The 18,403-nt window shown below is 29.6% G+C and carries 18 protein-coding genes; 1 reads left to right on the forward strand and 17 read right to left on the reverse strand.

Annotated elements, in window-relative coordinates:
• Nucleotides 1-151: 151 nt before the first annotated feature.
• Nucleotides 152-799, forward strand: coding sequence for a ribonuclease T2 family protein (locus QML81_RS01920; protein WP_281951504.1), 648 nt, complete (start codon nucleotides 152-154; stop codon nucleotides 797-799).
• Here QML81_RS01920 and mnmL read toward each other — a convergent pair.
• The 17 genes from mnmL to QML81_RS02005 all read right to left on the reverse strand — a co-directional run bounded on the left by mnmL (nucleotide 796) and on the right by QML81_RS02005 (nucleotide 18,399).
• Nucleotides 796-1,746, reverse strand: a complete 951-nt coding sequence (gene mnmL, locus QML81_RS01925) for a tRNA modification radical SAM protein MnmL/YtqA (protein ID WP_281951505.1) — start codon at nucleotides 1,744-1,746, stop codon at nucleotides 796-798. The two genes, QML81_RS01920 and mnmL, sit on opposite strands and share 4 nt — an antisense overlap.
• A gap of 61 nt (nucleotides 1,747-1,807) precedes the next feature.
• A complete protein-coding gene (gene purF, locus QML81_RS01930) occupies nucleotides 1,808-3,169 on the reverse strand; it encodes an amidophosphoribosyltransferase (RefSeq protein ID WP_281951506.1) in 1,362 nt (453 codons plus the stop codon).
• A 138-nt stretch (nucleotides 3,170-3,307) separates the two neighbouring features.
• Nucleotides 3,308-4,072, reverse strand: a complete 765-nt coding sequence (dapB, locus tag QML81_RS01935) for a 4-hydroxy-tetrahydrodipicolinate reductase (protein WP_281951507.1) — start codon at nucleotides 4,070-4,072, stop codon at nucleotides 3,308-3,310.
• Nucleotides 4,066-5,016 carry a thioredoxin-disulfide reductase gene (gene trxB, locus QML81_RS01940; protein ID WP_281951508.1) on the reverse strand — a complete coding sequence of 317 codons (951 nt, stop codon included), beginning with the start codon at nucleotides 5,014-5,016 and terminating at the stop codon, nucleotides 4,066-4,068. The genes dapB and trxB overlap by 7 nt, the downstream gene beginning before the upstream one ends.
• A gap of 141 nt (nucleotides 5,017-5,157) precedes the next feature.
• A complete protein-coding gene (trxA, locus tag QML81_RS01945) occupies nucleotides 5,158-5,478 on the reverse strand; it encodes a thioredoxin (RefSeq protein WP_281951509.1) in 321 nt (106 codons plus the stop codon).
• Nucleotides 5,479-5,603: 125 nt separating this feature from the next.
• On the reverse strand, nucleotides 5,604-5,927 hold the full coding sequence (locus QML81_RS01950) for a YraN family protein (RefSeq protein ID WP_281951510.1): 324 nt from the start codon (nucleotides 5,925-5,927) through the stop codon (nucleotides 5,604-5,606).
• 311 nt (nucleotides 5,928-6,238) lie between these two features.
• On the reverse strand, nucleotides 6,239-8,287 hold the full coding sequence (locus QML81_RS01955; protein WP_281951511.1) for a molybdopterin oxidoreductase family protein: 2,049 nt from the start codon (nucleotides 8,285-8,287) through the stop codon (nucleotides 6,239-6,241).
• 177 nt (nucleotides 8,288-8,464) lie between these two features.
• Nucleotides 8,465-9,724: a homoserine dehydrogenase gene (locus tag QML81_RS01960; RefSeq protein WP_281951512.1), complete on the reverse strand. Its 1,260-nt coding sequence runs from the start codon at nucleotides 9,722-9,724 to the stop codon at nucleotides 8,465-8,467.
• 137 nt (nucleotides 9,725-9,861) lie between these two features.
• Nucleotides 9,862-11,067, reverse strand: coding sequence for an LL-diaminopimelate aminotransferase (locus QML81_RS01965; protein WP_281951513.1), 1,206 nt, complete (start codon nucleotides 11,065-11,067; stop codon nucleotides 9,862-9,864).
• A 137-nt stretch (nucleotides 11,068-11,204) separates the two neighbouring features.
• Entirely contained in the window at nucleotides 11,205-12,017 is an 813-nt protein-coding gene (locus tag QML81_RS01970) for a hypothetical protein (RefSeq protein ID WP_281951514.1), read from the reverse strand.
• Nucleotides 12,011-12,838, reverse strand: a complete 828-nt coding sequence (locus QML81_RS01975) for a hypothetical protein (RefSeq protein WP_281951515.1) — start codon at nucleotides 12,836-12,838, stop codon at nucleotides 12,011-12,013. Before QML81_RS01975 ends, QML81_RS01970 begins: the two co-directional genes overlap by 7 nt.
• Nucleotides 12,838-13,515, reverse strand: coding sequence for a 23S rRNA (guanosine(2251)-2'-O)-methyltransferase RlmB (gene rlmB, locus QML81_RS01980; protein ID WP_281951516.1), 678 nt, complete (start codon nucleotides 13,513-13,515; stop codon nucleotides 12,838-12,840). Before rlmB ends, QML81_RS01975 begins: the two co-directional genes overlap by 1 nt.
• Before the next feature lie 172 nt (nucleotides 13,516-13,687).
• Nucleotides 13,688-14,509 (reverse strand): 16S rRNA (cytidine(1402)-2'-O)-methyltransferase, encoded by an 822-nt coding sequence (gene rsmI / locus QML81_RS01985; RefSeq protein ID WP_281951517.1) that lies wholly within the window; start codon nucleotides 14,507-14,509, stop codon nucleotides 13,688-13,690.
• Nucleotide 14,510: 1 nt separating this feature from the next.
• A complete protein-coding gene (gene rpmE, locus QML81_RS01990; RefSeq protein ID WP_281951518.1) occupies nucleotides 14,511-14,711 on the reverse strand; it encodes a 50S ribosomal protein L31 in 201 nt (66 codons plus the stop codon).
• A 193-nt stretch (nucleotides 14,712-14,904) separates the two neighbouring features.
• A complete protein-coding gene (locus QML81_RS01995) occupies nucleotides 14,905-16,119 on the reverse strand; it encodes a type II secretion system F family protein (RefSeq protein ID WP_281951519.1) in 1,215 nt (404 codons plus the stop codon).
• Nucleotides 16,119-17,777 (reverse strand): GspE/PulE family protein, encoded by a 1,659-nt coding sequence (locus tag QML81_RS02000; RefSeq protein WP_281951520.1) that lies wholly within the window; start codon nucleotides 17,775-17,777, stop codon nucleotides 16,119-16,121. Before QML81_RS02000 ends, QML81_RS01995 begins: the two co-directional genes overlap by 1 nt.
• Before the next feature lie 4 nt (nucleotides 17,778-17,781).
• Entirely contained in the window at nucleotides 17,782-18,399 is a 618-nt protein-coding gene (locus tag QML81_RS02005; protein ID WP_281951521.1) for a prepilin-type N-terminal cleavage/methylation domain-containing protein, read from the reverse strand.
• Between the last annotated feature and the right edge of the window lie 4 nt (nucleotides 18,400-18,403).

Here is an 18,403-nt window from a genome sequence, read left to right on the forward strand (position 1 = left end):
GAGAACTTAGTAAGGTTGAAGGTTAAAGGTAGAAGGATTTATTGATAGTGGATAGTGATAATAATAGACTAACACTAATTACCAATTCCTAATTCCTAATTACCAATGACCAATGTCTGATGTACAATTTACTTATCACAAAAGGTATGTAATGAAAAAGCTATTAGTATCATTGCTACTAACAATCGCAGCATTAGCAAATGAGTATATATTAGCAATTCAGTGGTTTCCTTCTGTGTGTAAAGTAAAAAATTATAAAGAGTGTAAAATTGATTATCCCTTTTGGAGAGAAAATTTTACCCTTCATGGTTTATGGCCTAAAAAGACTTATTGCAAAGTATCACCAAGAGATAAAATTTTAGATAAAAAAGGGGATTGGAAAAATATTAGTACAAAAATTTCACCAAGTCTTGCTCAAGTTTTAGTTATGTATATGCCAGGTTATCTCTCCGGTCTTCATAAGCATGAATGGATTAAACATGGAAGTTGTATGAGTAAAACTGCCGAAGAGTACTATTTAAATTCTATAAATTTAATATCACAACTAAACAATTCAAAAATAAAGGATTTCTTTTTAAAAAATAGAGGAAAAAGAGTTCAGACAATTAAAATAAGGAATCTTTTTAAAAAAGAGTTTGGAAATGGAAAAAATATAAAATTTATATGTAAAAAAGGATATTTAACAGAACTTCGTATCAAATTAGAAGGGAAAATAACACCAATTACGCCTCTTTTTGATCTCATATACAAAGCAAAACCTATATCTATAGGCTGTAAAATAGGAAAAATAGCACGCTAATAGATATATCCCTCTTTTCTTAAAGCCTCCCTTATCTCTTTTAATAAGGCATTTTTATTTTTGCACCAATTTGGAGCAAGCAAAGTTTCATCGTCTATTCCAGCTGTTACTCTTTGAACAAACATATCTTTTGGAAGCATCTTTATAGCTTTAACTAAAGTATCAATATATAACTCTTTTGAGATTGGCTTAAATTCCCCCTTCTTATATTCAACTGCTAACATAGTATTTTTAACAACATATAAAGGGTGAAATTTGATTGAATCTATCCCCCACTCAATCGATTTTTCTACAGTTTTTAGCATCATCTCTTGATTTTCATCAGGAAGGCCAAAAATTATATGACCACAAACTTTTAAACCTTTATCTTTTGTCTTTTTGATCCAAGTTTCAATATTTTTACTATCATGTCCTCTATTTATCTTTTTTAAGGTTTCATCAAAAATTGATTGAATACCATATTCCACCCATATATCATAATTTTTATCTAAATCTTTTAAATAATTCAAAATATCTTCATTTACACTATCACTTCTTGTTCCAATACTAAGCCCTATACAATCTTTTTGAATCAAAGCTTTTTCATAAAGAGCTTTTAGGGTATCAAGAGGAGCATAAGTATTTGTAAAAGCTTGAAAATAGGCTAAAAATTTCTCATATCCTAATGATTTATATCTATCTCTTGTTGCATTATATTGAAATTGAACCTCTAAAAGTTGCTTTTGCAAAATAGGATTTTCTTTTGAATCTGGATTTAGAAAGAATTTTTTACTATTTTTTGCAAGATTTGGACTAAATGATTCATTTTCACAAAAACTACATCCGCCCTTTGCAACAGTTCCATCAATATTTGGACATGTAAATCCAGAAATTCCCAAAGGTATTTTTTTTACTCTTTTTTTTATTTTCTTTTTATAGTATCTTCCAAAGGTTAAAATCTCTTTCAAAAAACACCCTTCCCCATAAAAATTTTAGGGAAAATAACATTTTTAATAAAATTTGTCAATATTAAACATTCTTATTTTCAACTGGATAGTTCCCATCAAAACAGCCCATACAATAACTTAAATCATTACCAACACTTCTTAACAAGCCATCAATTGAAAGATAAGCCAATGTATCAGCCCCTATATACTCTCTAATCTGTTCTGTATTCATATGTGAAGCAATCAACTCCTCTTTCGTTGGAGTATCAACTCCATAAAAACATGGACCAGTTGTTGGAGGTGAGCTTATTCTCATATGAACCTCTTTTGCTCCTGCCTCTTTTAAAATATTTACTATTTTTCTACTTGTTGTACCTCTTACAATACTATCATCGATAACAACAAGTCTTTTCCCTTTAATAAGCTCTTTTATAGGATTTAATTTCATTTTTACTTTTAAATCTCTTATCTCTTGAGTTGGCTCTATAAAAGTTCGGCCAACATAATGGTTTCTGATGATTCCAAGTTCAAAAGGAATACCACTTTCCTCACTATATCCAATTGCTGCAGCAAGACCACTATCTGGTACTGGAACTACCATATCTGCTTCAACTGGAAACTCTCTTGCAAGCTCTCTTCCCATAGCTTTTCTTGCTTTATAAACACTCTTTCCAAAAATATAGCTATCAGGTCTTGCAAAATAGATAAACTCAAATATACATTTATGAGGCTTTGGCTCAAAAACTTGTATACTTTTTGGCTCTTTATTCTTTTCAAATACTAACATTTCACCAGGTTTAATATCTCTAATATATTGAGCACCTATCAAATCAAAAGCACAAGTTTCACTAGCAACAACATATCCATTATCAAGCTTTGCTAAAGACAAAGGCCTAAATCCATAAGGATCCCTTATTGCAAACATCTTTTTTCTACTTAAAAAAATCATAGAATAAGCACCCTCTATCTGCTTAACAGAATCTATTATCCTATCATAAAGATGCTCTTTTTCACTTCTTGCAATTAAATGAATCAAATTTTCAGTATCCATAAAAGTTTGAAAAATTGCTCCCTCTTTTATAAGCTTTTTTCGTACCTCTTTAGAATTGGTAAGATTTCCATTATGTACAACAGCAATTTGGCCTAAATCATATCTTGCAAAAATTGGCTGAGCATCAAGAACAGATTCTTCCCCTGCTGTTGAGTATCTTGTATGACCTACTGCACTATCTCCTATTAATTTTTTAAGTTTTTTCTCATCAAATACCTGTGTTACAAGACCTCTATCTTTTGTTATATAAATCCTTTCTCCATCGCTTGAAGCAATTCCTGCAGCCTCTTGTCCTCTATGTTGTAATGAAAATAGCGAAAAATATGCATATTTAGAAGCATCTTTTACATTAAAAACACCTACTACTGAGCATTTTTCATTTAATGAAAACAATTTCCATCCTTTATTTGTTTGTTAAAATAGTTAAAAAGGTTAAAATGGTTGAGTAGTTATTCTTAGTTGAGTGGTTAAAAAAGTTAAAATGATTAAGTAGTTACAACCACTCAACTACTTAACTGTTCAACCACTCAACTAAATCCCAAGACAATCATATATGCTATAAAAACCTGCCTCTTGTGAAATTATCCATTTTGCCGCTTTAATAGCACCTTTTGCAAATGTGTCTCTGCTTGTAGCTGTGTGATTTAATTCTAAATATTCACCATCATTATAAAATCCAACAGTATGTCTTCCTACAATATCACCACCTCTTAAGGCAAATATTCCAATCTCATCTTTACTTCTTTCACCAATATTACCATTTCTGCCACTAACTCTAACTTTATCAAGATCCAAACCTCTTGCTTTTGCAGCAAATTCACCAAGAGTTAAAGCAGTACCACTTGGAGCATCTTTTTTATATCTATGATGCATCTCTACAATCTCAATATCAAAATCTCTAAGTTTTTTAGAAGCAATCTCTACAAGCCTATTTAAAACAGCTATTCCCATAGACATATTTGTAGCATAGAGTATTGGCATCTTTTTTGATGCCTCTTTCATTAAATTTATCTGATGCTCATTTAAACCAGTTGTTCCACTTACTATTGGTTTAGGATTTTCAAGTGCTCTTTTTAAAAGAGCTTCAGTCCCTTCAGGTAAAGTAAAATCAATAACCACATCACAATTTTTTAAAAGAGTATCAGTATCATTTGTAACAATTGCTCCTTTTACATCTAACTCTATACCTTCCAAAACATGAACACAAGAAATTTTTGCTTCCTTATCATCTTTCAAATTTTTTATCAAAAGAGTACCTACTCTTCCACTACCTCCGTAAATACCAACATTTAACATGGTTTTAACTCTCCTATTTTTTCTATATAATCTATCGCATTTATTGCAGCAGTTGCCCCATCACCAGCAGCACAAACCACCTGTTTTGAAGCAAACTCTCTTATATCGCCTGCTGCAAAAAGGCCCGGAATATCTGTTCTCATTCTTAAATCAACTATAACTTCGCCCCAATGATTTACGCTGCATAAAAAAGTTCCATCTTCTTGTTTTAAAACTTCATTATTTACATTCATACCAACAAATACAAAAATCCCTGGAACTTTTAAGTCTATCTCTTTTCCTTTTTGATCAATTAAAACACCTTGTAATCCCATATTATCGCCATAGGCTTTTTTAATAGTTGCATTTAAAATCAATTCAATTTTAGGATTGTTTTTTACTCTCTCAATAGTTGCAGGAGCTGCTCTAAATCTGTCTCTTCTATGTATTAGATAAACTTTTGAGCATATATTTGATAAATATATAGCCTCTTCTAATGCTGTATCTCCCCCTCCTAAAACTGCAACCTCCTTATCTTTATAAAAAAATCCATCACAGGTTGCACAAGTGCTTACACCTTTGCCAAAAAACTCTTCTTCGCCATCAAAACCTGCTCTTTTTGGGGTACTTCCTGTTGCAACTATAACAGCTTTTGACTCTACTTTTTTTCCACTCAAAAGCTCTAATGTAAATATTCCATTACACTCTCTTTTTACTCTTGTTACCTCTTCCATTTCATGCTTAAGACCAAATTTCATACACTGCTTAGGCCAGCACTCCATAAGTTCCATACCGGTAACTACATTGCAAACACCAGGATAGTTTTCAACTTCACTTGATTGAGTTATCTGTCCTCCAGGCAATCCTTTTTCAAACATTACAACATTTTTAAGTCCGCCTCTTGTTGCATAAAGTCCAGCAGTAAGTCCAGCAGGTCCTCCACCAACTATGGCTAAATCCAACATTATATTTCCTTAAAGTGAGATAGTTAGAAAGTAAAAAGTTAGAGAGTGAGAAAGCGAGAGAGTTTTTTGGCTATTTACTTTCTAACTATCTAACTTTCTCACTTTATAACTTTATATATTGCGGGCAAAGCCCGCGAAAGATTAGCTTAAAAGAGCATCAAGTTTTTGTTTAAATGCATCTTTGCTTGCAGCACCAATCATCTGATCAACTAATTGTCCATCTTTGAAAAATAAAATAGTTGGAATTGATCTTATTCCATATCTAATAGCTATATCTTGCTCTTCATCAGTATTAACTTTACATATTTTTGCTTTGCCTTCATATTCTTCAGCTAACTCATCAATAACTGGAGCAATCATTCTACAAGGTCCACACCATGGAGCCCAAAAATCAACTAGTACAACACCCTCTTTGATAGTTTCATCAAAATTTGATGCATTTAACTCTATATATTTTCCCATATCTTCTCCTTTAAATAATAAATAGTTTTTAAAGAGCAAAAAATTATACCCTTACTATTTGTTTACACATATTGTAAACGGTTAATATTATACAAATTAAATTCTTTAACTTGTATTATATAAATTTAAAAGGTTATATTCTCAACTATTTCTATTTTTTCATTTACTATAACAGCATCAATTTGATAAGGCATAGTAATATTTTTAATCATTAAAAAATAGTTGATAGTTTTTATTATTTTTTCCAATTTTTTAAAAGTTATATTATATATTGGTTCAAAATTTTCGCCACTTTTTACCTCTATAAAATGTAAAACTTTATCTTTTTGAACAATGATATCTATTTCACCAAATTTTGAATAAAAATTTCTCTCCACAATTTTAAATCCATTATTTTCTAAAAATTCACAAGCTAAATCCTCTGCAATGTTTCCTTTCTTTTTGCTCAAAATTTATCCTTAGTATTAATTGGACATTAGCCATTAGTCATTAGGAATTAGGAATTGGCCGCTTCACTGCTTCTCCGCTACCCCCTTACCACCTTATCCCCTTATCACCTCATTCACCCAAATCTAACCGCAAACTTGTTTCGCTTTGCTCTACTTCGTTTGCTTTAGGTAATCCAGCTATTCGCATGCTCAGACACGAAATTCCTTGAATTTCGGCCTCGCATATACTCTCAGCTTTCGCTAGGGCACGGACAACAAGTAGTTGTTGTTCTAAAGCATCGCTTTACCCTCGCTCACTTCATCCTTCTCCGCTATTCTACCTTTACCTTTACAGATTTAAATCTTGCAGTTTTTACAAATTCATCAGATTCATCACCAAAAAGATAATTAATATGACTTTTTGAATGGTGAAATGAGACATACATTGTGCCTCTTTTTAAACTTTTGGAAAATTTAATCTTTAAAGGCTTGCTTCTTCCATATTTTGATGTAAGAATCACTTTTTCTTTGTTTTCAAAAAAGGCTTTATCTTTTATACTTACAAGCAAAATATCCTCTTTATGTCTTTTATAAAGAGTCTCACACTCTTTTGTTTGAGCTGAATTATTATAATGGGTTATAATTCTACCAGTAGTGAGATAAAAATGCGGATCTTTTTTATTTATAAGCTCTTTTACCATACCCCTTAATTCATACTGCTTATATCTAAAATATCCAAATCCATCTTCTGTTCTAAACTCTTTTTCATGAAGAATTGGAGTATCTTTTTCAAAAACTGGCCATTGAAGACCTTTTAGTGGATCTTTTTGAAGTTTTTCATATGTAGCTCCACTAAATCTCTCTTTTGCTACTTCTCTTACCTCATCCCAAATCTCTTTAGAGCTTTTATACCTTAAATCACTACCAAGATATTTTGAAATATTTGCTATAACTTCCCAATCATCTGGCAAATTTGATTTGATTAAAGGAGTTGATAAATGGAGTCTTCTTTCAGCATTAACATAAACTCCAACTTTTTCATAAGCGCTTTTTACACCAAAAATAACATCTGCATATTTTGTTATCTCATTTGGAAAAATTTCATTCACTACTAAAAAATCGAGCTTTTTTAAAGCTTTATGAATTTTATTTTGATTTGGATGTATATGGGCCAAATCCTCTCCCATATTAAAAATAGCTTTTATTTTGCCAACCATTATTGCTTCAATAATATCTGGAGTCATTAAGCCAATTTTTTTAGGTTTTTTATAATCTGGTAAATAATAGGGCAGCATTCCCATATCGCAAGTACCTTGAACATTATTCTGACCTCTTAATGGCATCAAACCAGCACCAACCTTTCCAATATTGCCTGTTAAAAGAGCAAGATGTGTAATTGCCATAACAGCATAACTTCCATCAATATGTTCAGTTACGCCAAGGCCCCAAAGTATTAAAGTTTTTTTATGAGATATATCATAAGCTAATTTTTTTATTTTTTGGGGTAGCTCTTCATACCCTCTAATATGTGAAAAAAAATCTGGATCAGCAAATTTGTCATTTAATATATTTTCTTTATACTCTTTAAAATTTTTTGTTCTTTTTTCAATAAAATCTTTATTTTCCCATCCATTTTCTAAAATCACTCTAGCAATCATATTTAATATCAAAAGATTTGATTCATAGGGAATAGTTAAATGGTTTTGAGCAAATTTTGAAAGGGCAATCTCTCTTACATCTATTACAGATAGATTTACACCTTTTTTTACAACTTCTAAAATCCTATTTGCAACAATAGGATGAGCTTCAGTTGTATTTGATCCAATTACAACTATATTTTCACATTCATATATATCATCGAAAGGGTTTGTAGCCGCACCCTCTCCTATAGTTGCTCTCATACCTTTTAAACTTGGAGAGTGACATACTCTTGCACAGTTATCAACATGAGGAGAGCCAATAATTTCTCTAGCAAATTTTTGAAAAATATAGCCACTTTCACAATTTGTTCTAGCTCCACCTATTGCAGCAAAAGATTCTGGATCAAAAGATTTTATCTCTTTTAATTTTTTTGCAACAAGCCTGTAAGCTAAATCATAATCCAATTTATAATGATCTACATCAAAATTTTCCAATTTTTCTTTAAATTCATCATAAAGTTTAGGATTTTTTTGAAAAAAACTTTTTTTTATTAAAGCATTTTTTAGTCTATTTTCACTATAAAGATATTCATATCCATATTTTCCTTTTATGCAAAGTTTTCCTCTGCTTACTACACCATCACTTTTTGCAAAAATTTTTGTAATCTTTTCATTTTCTACAACTGCTGCAATATCACAACCTACACCACAATAGGTGCATACAGAATCTATAATTTTCACAATAACTCCAAAATTTGGTGTGTTGGACATTAAATATTCGTGAATCGTAATTCGTAATTCGTAATTGGGAATTGGTATATTTTCCGCTTTCCCGCTTCACTGCTTCACAGCTTCTCTGCTATTTCACCAAATATTACCAACTCAAAAATTATTATCATCTAAAAAAATATTTTAATTTTATTCGATTCTCATCATAAAAGGTTTGCCATCAATAAAATCTAACTTCTCTAACTCTTTTAAAGCTTTTTGGATATCTTTTTCATAACATTCATGAGTTGAAAGCAGAAGATTTGCTTTAGATTTCTCTTTTGGTTTTTGAAGCATAGACTCTATTGATATATTAAGATTTCCAAAGAGTTCAGCTATTTTTGCTAATACTCCGGGTCTATCTTCAACAAGAACTCTTAAGTAATATTTTGATTTTATATCATCAATATTTAATAGTTTCATACCACTCTCTAAAGGTTTTTTAAATCCAAGCATTGGTGAGCATTTTCCACCTCTTGCAATATCTATAATATTCGATACTACAGCACTTGCAGTTGCATCACCACCAGCTCCTGGCCCATAATACATTGTCTCACCTACAAAATCACCTATAACACTAATTCCATTCATCACTCCATCTACTTTTGCAATCATCTGTTCTTTAGAAATAAGTGTTGGATGAACTCTTAATTCAACATGATTATTGATTTTTTTTGCAATTCCAAGAAGTTTTATAGAATATCCAAACTCATTTGCAAATGAAAAATCCAATGAAGTGATTTTGGTTATTCCTTCAATTAAAATATCTTCTGGTTTAGCATCTATTCCATAAGCAATACTTGCTAAAATCAAAAGCTTATGTGCTGCATCAAATCCTTCTATATCAAATGTAGGATCAGCCTCTGCATAGCCAAGGTCTTGAGCCTCTTTTAAAACTAAATCAAAATCTACGCTCTCTTTTTCCATTTTAGTCAAGATAAAGTTGCATGTTCCATTCATTATACCCTTAATAGCTTCTATATGGTTAGCACTAAGCCCTTCTCTTAATGCTTTAATAATTGGAATTCCACCTGCTACACTTGCCTCAAACTCAAAAGGTATATCACCAGCTAAATTTTGCAGCTCATACCTATGATATGCAAGCAGAGCTTTATTTGCAGTGACAACAGCTTTTTTATTCAGTAGCGCCTTTTTAACTACATTATATGCTTCATCAACTCCGCCCATAAGCTCAACAACTATATCTATTTGAGGCTCATTAACAATTTCATAAGGATCGGTAGTTAAAGGGATATTTACATCTCTTTTTTTATTTAAGTTTCTAACTGCTCCTTTAGCAACAACTATCTCTTTTCCACTTCTTGCATTAATAATATCTCTGTTTTTTTCTAAAATTTTTACTACACTTTCTCCTACTGTTCCAACTCCAACTATTCCTACTTTTATCATTTTCATCCTTTTGTAAAAAGTCAAAATTAGTTGAGTAAGATAAGTGTGGTTAGTGAGGTATATAATTAAATTATAAAATATTAAGTAATTTAAAAAATTTTATTTATTACTCACCATACTAAACTTACTCACCTTGCTTACCTATTATTTAAAAATTTTTTTATATTTCTTGCAGCTTGTCTTATTCTTTTTTCATTTTCAATCAAAGCTATTCTAACCCATCCTTCGCCAAATTCGCCAAATCCAACACCAGGACTTACGGCTACTTTTGCATCGGTTAAGAGTTTTTTACTAAATTCTAAGCTTCCTAGATGTTCAAACTCTTTTGGAATTTTTGCCCATACAAACATTGTTGCTTTTGGTTTTACTATCTCCCATCCAGCTTTATTAAAACTTTCAACTAAAACATCTCTTCTTTTTTCGTATTTTAATCTTATCTTTTCAACCTCATCTTCATGATAATCTAAAGCAACAGTTGCAGCAATCTGAATAGGAGTAAACATACCATAATCTATCCAGCTTTTTATTTTTTGAAGAGCACCTATTAATCTTTCATTTCCTACCATAAAACCAACACGCCAACCTGCCATATTGTAGCTTTTAGATAGAGTAAAACTCTCAACTGCAACATCTTTTGCACCATCAACTTCTAAAATAGAAGGAGTTTTGTATCCATCATAAGTTAAATCTGCATATGCTATATCACTAATGATATAAAATCTCTCTTTTTTCGCTATTTTTACAAGCTCTTTGTAAAATTCTGGAGTTACTGTTGCCGTTGAAGGATTGTGAGGAAAATTTACTACCAAAAATTTAGGTTTTGGAAAAGCTTCATTAAGCGCAGAATGAAGATTTTTAAAAAATTTCTCCTCATCAACCTCATAATATTCATCAAAATCCAATTTAAAATTATGCACACTACCACCAGCTAATATAAATGCATATGAATGAATAGGATATGTCGGTCCAGGAACTATGGCAACATCACCAGGATTTGTAACAGCATGTACAAGATGTACATACCCCTCTTTACTTCCCATTGTTGCAACCGCTTCTGTTTCTGGGTCTAAAGCAACTCCATATCTTCTTTCATACCAGTTACAAATAGCAAGTCTTAATTTATAAATACCTTTACTTGCACTATATCCATGATTTTTAGGTTTTTTTGCTGCTTCTATTAGTTTATCTATGATTGGTTTTGGAGCAGGGCCATCTGGATTTCCCATACTAAAATCGATAATATCTTCTCCTGCTCTTCTAGCAGCCATTTTAATCTCATTAACCGCAGCAAAAACATATTTTGGAAGTCTTTCAATTTTATTAAATCTTATCTCTTCAAACATCTTTTTCCTTGATTAATATTATTTAGTATATTAGTGTATTGGTTATTAGTTATTAGCAAAAAAATATTTATATATTAAATATACCAATAACCAATAAACCAATTACACTTTTCTAACTCATCACACTCAACTAAGTTTTATTCCAAAGTTACTCTAAGCCCATATTTTAAATTATTTAATGTATATGAATCTGAAATTTTAATATAATATGAACTTGGTGGCAAATATATAACAAGCCAATCTGTTTTTTCATCTTTTTTGTAAACTTTTAATATATGCAAATTTTTATCGTAAATTACAATTTTTGGATACCATCTATTACCACCAAAACTAGCAATAGATATTTTAGAACCACCTTCAATATTTAGCCAATAATCGCTAAGAGGTTTTTTTAATCTTGTTCTTTCTTTTAAAACAAGCTTTTTAGCATTTAGAGTTGCTCTATCTACATTTATAAAATATTCCCATTTACTTTCACTTTTTCTTGTGATTTCTAGTATATCACAACCATTTTTTATTAAAAATGAACTAAATATTTCAGGATCTAATGTATATTCTGAATCAAATTTTATTTTCCAAATAAAAAGATTATCATCAAAATCAACCTCTTGTGTAAAAGTAAATAAAAATCCTAAATTGTTTAAATTATCTTGAATTATTTTCATAAAAAATATAGGATTTGAATTAGTTTTAAATGTAATAATATTCTCTTTTGGAGATTGAAAAAAAAGATTTAACAACCCATTTTCTTTAAGAGTTTTTATAACTTTTAATATATCTACTTTTTCATCAGTTAAATAGTACTGCTCTTTGTTTTGAAAGATTTTATTTATAAGTCTAAAATGTTTTTGGTAAACATTTTCACTAACCAAATTTTTAATACTTTCTTCTAAAGGGTCGCCAAACAGTAAAGAAAAAGCAAAAATCAGTAATATAAAAACTCTTACCAATTTTTACCTCTATTAAATCTTATGAAAGTCTCTTTATCAATTTTTTCAAGCTCACCAGCTCTATATAAAAATCTTAGTTTTCCTTTACTGTTATAATCGGTTATATTTCCATCAATATCTATTTTTATATTTCCATGTCCAGTTACAATGAGCTGGTCTCTTGAACTATTTAACTCAATAGGAAAAGAAGTTATATAATTTTTTCTTGAATAATCATCAAGATATATAATACCTATCCAAACCTTTTGTTTTGGAATGATTGCAATTGTAGGCAAGATAGCTTCAGTTTTTATCTCTTTTGAAACTGTTTTATTTACTTCATCAGATATTGTTACATTTTCTTCAGATTCACTCTCTTGTATAGATTGAGTTTTGGTTTCTGATTCATTTTTTTCATTGCTAAAAAATTTCTCTTTTTTTACTTTTTGTTTATTTTCTACTTTTTCTTTTTTAGTCTCTTTTTTTCCATTAAATATTATAAAGAATAAAGCAATTAAAATAATTATTAGAATTATTAAAATTAAATATTTTTTATTTTCTTTTTTATTATTATCAGTTTCATTAATAGTTTCTAAATTTTGATCTTCATCTTTTGGTTTTATAAGACTTTTTTTTGCAAAATATTCATCAATCTCTTTTTTTAAATCGCTAAGGTCATAATTAAATTCTCTTTCTATTATTTTTACAAAACCAAGAGCTTTTAATCTATCAAACTTTGAAAAATCTTTATCCAAAAGAGCTTTAATATATTTTCTAGCAATATATGTTTTGTGGTATATCTCTTCAATATCTTTTTCTTTAAGTTTATCTAAATCACTCATTATCTCATCCTATCTATGAGAATCGCCGCTGCAGCACTAACATTTAATGAATCAAATTCTCTTTCCATAACTATTTTAATCTTTTTATCGCTTTTTTGCTCTAATCTTAAAGGTATACCTTCCCCTTCACTTCCAAGAATAAGAACTCTTTTCTTATTAAATGAAACTTTTCTTACATCAACTCCATTTAACGAGGCTACACTTATTTCAAATCCATTCATTTTAAGCTCATTTATAAGATCATAAATATTAAAATATTTTATTATTGGAAGATCAAGAGCTGCACCGCTACTTACTCTTATAATGCCTTCCATTTTTATATTTTTTATATTTGAAATAACTAAAGCATCTGCACCTAAAGCATAAGCGGATCTTACAATTGATCCTATATTGCCCACATCTGTTACACCATACAAGACGACAATAAAATTTTTATCTTTAACATCATTTAAATCATAAAAACTATACTCTTCAATTTCAAGCAAGAAACCTTGATGATTTCCTCCATGACATAGACTTTGAGCCTTTTTATTATCAATATTTAAAATCTCTTTACCAAGTTTTTGAACTCTTTTGAAAATTTTTTCATCTACTTTTTTTGAAAAAATTACTTTTTTTATAAGTTCTGGATGTTTATCTAAAATATAAAAAAATATCTGTTTTCCATATACTATCATAAGCTGATTTTATCTTTTTAATACTTATTGAAAGGTTAAAAAATATTAGAGATTTGATATAAGTTATTGGTAATTGGTTTATTGGTAGCTTCACAACTTTACTGCTTTTCCACTTCATCCCTTATCATTTTACTGCCTTATCTCCCTAATCTCCTAACTCACCATACTAACCCTACTCACCTTTAATTAACTCCTGATACCACTCTTTAACACTTTTATCTGTTATTTTTGACAAAAGTTTGGCTTTTTCTTTTTTTGATATATCTAAATTCAATATATCATTAATATCTAAATTTGTAATAGCAGTTTTTTCTTTCGAAGGTGAAATTATAACAACCCATTCACCTTTTATATTTTCATTTTTTAGTATCTCTAAAAGCTCATATGCTCTATTTTTAAAAAATTTTTGATGCTTTTTTGTTATCTCTTTTGCTAAAAAGAGCTCTCTTTGTGGATCTATATTTACAATTTCCTCTAATAACTTTATTAACCTATGGGGAGCTTCATAAAGAATTGATGGATGAGAATTTTGCATAATTTGTGATAGTTTTTTAACTCTTTCTTGAGATTTATGAGACAAAAAAGCATAAAAAGAAAATTCACTACTTTCAAATCCACTTGCTGCATATGCAGTTGTCAAAGCTGTAGGGCCAGGTAATACATCATACTCAATATCATTTTCTTGGCAAAATTTTACAAGCAAGGCTCCTGGATCACTAATCCCAGGCATCCCTGCATCACTTACATAAACTACATTTTGAGAAAAAAAATCTTTATCTATATTTTTTAAAAAATTTTTTTGATTGTGTTCATGAAAAGAGATAAATTTTGAAGATTTTATATTTATATTAAATCTATTTTTTAAAAGATTTAGAAGCTTTTTTGTTACTCTTGTATCTTCACAAAGAAAAATATCAGCATTTTCAAAAGCTTTTAAAGCTCTTATGCTGATATCTTCAAGATTACCTATTGGAGTAGGGATTAATTGAAGCAAACTATTTCATGCCAAATTTTTTCTTAAATTTTTCTACTCTACCAGTAGTGTCAACAATTTTTTCACTTCCAGTGAAAAATGGATGACATTTATTGCATATATCAATTTTTAATTTAGGTTTATTTGAATAAACTACAAAATGATTACCACATGCGCAAGTTACTTCGCACTCTACATATTCTGGATGGATACCTTTTTTCATTATCTTTTCCTTAAATTTATTAGATTTTAATTTTGGAGCGTAATAATACCAGCTATTTTTTTTTATTTCAATAAAAATTACAAATTAATTTTTTAAATCACAGCAGACTCGAAAATGAGCCTGCTGCTACATAGGGGGAGGGGAATAAGCATTATATCAAAAAAATATTTTTATTTCAATTTAATAATGCTTTTTAAGTTGTAACTTTGGAAACTAAGTCATATACTGGCCCAAATAGTGCCAACATTATAACTGCCATAAATATTCCAAGTACTATAATAACGATAGGTTCAATAAATTTTGCTACATTTTGTGCCATATAATCGACTTTTTCATAATAATAATCTGAAATATGCTGTAGTTGTTCTTCTAATGCACCACTATCTTCTCCCATTGCTATCATTCTAATAGTAAATGGTGTATATAGATTACTTTCCTTAAGCGCATCTGAAATTCTGCTGCCTTTTGCAATTTTTTCAATAGCATTTTCTATATGTTTTTTAAAAACTTCATTTTTAATATTTTCTTGCAATGTTTTTAATGCATCAAAAATAGGCAGTCCAGATACAACAGAAAGTCTTAAATATTCAGAAAAAAAAGCGATATTGAAAAATATAATAAATTTTGAAACAACAGGAGTTTTCAAAAGAAGCTGACTCATTTTATATCGAAATTTATAATTTTTCTTTAAAAATATAATAAAACCTGATATAGCTATTATGAAAAATAATAAAATCCAAAAAAAATATTCTTGCATAAAATTTGAAAAACTTATAACCGCTTTTGTGATCCAAGGAAGTTCAACATCCATCTCTTTAAAAGCATCAATTATTTTAGGCAACACATACAAAATCCATACAAGCATTGCTGAAAATATTGCAAAAAAAGCAAAAGATGGATATATCATTGCCTGTTTTGCCTTTTTTTTAATATTTTCTATTCTAGATAAGAAATCTGCTCCTTTTTTGAGTGTTGACTGAAGCTCGCCTGTAGCCTCTCCAATTTTTACAAGATTTATTATGGTAGGAGAAAAATATTTTTCATATTTTCTAATAGAATTAGACAAAGAGTTTCCCTCTTTTATACTTGTTGATATATCAATAAGCATATCTTTTAAATCTTTATTGGAAGACTCTTTTGCCATATCTTCCAAACCAGCTTGTATAGGCATTCCCGATTTTATAATGAGGTGCAGATTTTCCAATATCTCGATAATATCTTCTTTTTTTATCTTTTTTCTTGAAAACAGAAGCTCAAAAAAAGATAAAAATGCTGGAAGTTCAAAAATATTTAATGGAATTGCATTTTCATTTTCTATCTTTTTTAATACCTCTTCAATATTTGATGATTTTACAACCTCTTTTATCTTTTTCCCATTAGTATCAATCTTTTCAACTATATAGAACATTATCCAACTACCCGTTTAATCTCTTCAAGTGTTGTGATACCTTTTAAAACCTTAATAAGAGCATCCATTCTTAAAGGCCTCATACCCTTTTCTCTTGCTTTGCTTTCTATCTCTAAAGAGCTTTTTCCAGAAACTATCATCTCTTTTATATCTTTATCGATTTCTAAAAACTCAGCAATTGATATCCTCCCATTATATCCTGTAAATCTACAATGTTCACATCCAACTTTTTCATATATTTTTAAATTATCATCTAAATTTTCTATATCTTTTTCACTAAAGCCATAATTTAATAAATCCTTTTTTGAGATTTCAATCTCTTTTTTGCAATAGTTACAAAGTTTTCTAACAAGTCTTTGAGATATTACAAGTAAAAGACCTTCTGCTATCATATATGATTTTAAACCTAAATCTTCCATTCTTGAAACTGTACTTACTGCATCATTTGTATGTAAAGTAGATAAAACTAAATGACCAGTAATAGAGGCTCTAATAGCAAGTTCTGCAGTCTCTTCATCTCTAATTTCACCCACAAGCATTACATCAGGATCTTGTCTCATAAATGTTTTTATAGCTGTTGCAAATGTATATCCTGCTTTAACATTTACTTGTGATTGCTTTATAAATGTAAATCGATACTCAATTGGATCTTCAACACTTAATACATTTTTTTCTAAGGTATTTATTTTTCTAAGAGCTGAATATAATGTAGTAGTTTTTCCACTTCCAGTTGGACCAGTTACCAATATTATGCCAAAAGGTTTTGAAAAATAGTATTCAATTTTTTTAACATAATCCTCTTCAAAACCAAGATTATTAATATTAAAAAGAGAAGCATTCTTAGTAAGCATTCTCATAACAATATTTTCACCATAATTGGTAGGTAAAGTTGATACTCTCACATCATAATCTGTTTCTAAAAAGTTAAAAGCAAATCCACCATCTTGGGGTATTCTTTGTTCTGCAATATTTAAAGATGAAAGAATTTTTATCCTTGAAACTATTGAAGGATGTAAAAAAGAAGGGATTGCAAAATAGTGATTTAAGACTCCATCAATTCTATAAAAAATATGTGTTGTATTTTCCTCAGGAGTAATATGAATGTCAGTAGCTCTATCTTTTACCCCATTTTGCAAAACAAGATCAACAAAAGAGACAACATCAATCTCTCTCCCAGATGCGGTCTCTTTTATCATCTTTTCTATTCTAGCTTCAATTGGATTTTCCAATTGATAATAAAAAAGCTGTGTATATTTAGCAATTTTATTTTTATCAGATATTACAAATTTTATCTGTTTTTTAGTTGTTCTTGTTAGATAATCATAAACATTTAAATCATTTGGATTTTCAACAGCTATAATTAAAACAGAGTCATTTTCAATTTTTAAAGGAAGAGTTAAAGATGATAAGGCAAAATCTTTAGGAACAAGTTTTAATGCATTGTTATCTGGTACAACTGTATCTAAATCGATATATTCAAGCTTGCTTTGAAGCGCTATTGCTCTTGCAATCTCATCAGAAGTTACAAAATCAAGCTCTTGTAGAATTTCACCCAATAACTTTGGATGCGCTTTTTGCACATCCAAAGCAACTTTTATCTGCTCTTCATTTATAAACCCTAGCTCTTCTAAAAGCTTACCAATTGGTTTATTTGTCATTATTTTAATCTAGTAAATAAACAAATTCTACAAAGTCGTTTTCATTAGTACAACTCCAAGCCGCATTCTGACTAACTTGCCCTCCGGTAGTTTCAATAATTCTTCCAGCACTTGCATCTTGAGTGTTGTCAATAGCTGAATCTATAATTCTTGCAGCGAAACAAGGTATATGTTCAACTAAAATTACATTATCTCTAGTATTATCACCATTTATATCATGAGCCATAAAGAAAAAGCCCCCATTAAATGCATGTCTAGCCGTAGTTCTATGTGGTGCAACTGGAATTAATTGTGCTCTTTCTAATTCAGCATAAGGTGCATCTGGATCACCATTTGCACTAGTTAAAAAAGTATTTGAAGGATTATCATCGAAATTATTATCTAAACTCCAATTTAAATTATTTCCATCTAAAATACCATCTTTATCCCCATCTCCAGGTAATCTGTTATATCTATCGTAAAATGACAAAGCTAAAACTTCCATACTCTTTAAATCATTTAATGCTCTTTTTGCTTTAGCATTATTTATAAGTTCTTTCCCTTTCAAAACTCCACCTAAAATTATTCCTATGATAACTAGCACTATAGCCAACTCAACCAATGTAAAACCACGTCTTCTCATATTT

The sequence above is a fragment of the Nitrosophilus kaiyonis genome (genome assembly GCF_027943725.1).
Lineage (GTDB): Bacteria > Campylobacterota > Campylobacteria > Campylobacterales > Nitratiruptoraceae > Nitrosophilus_A > Nitrosophilus_A kaiyonis.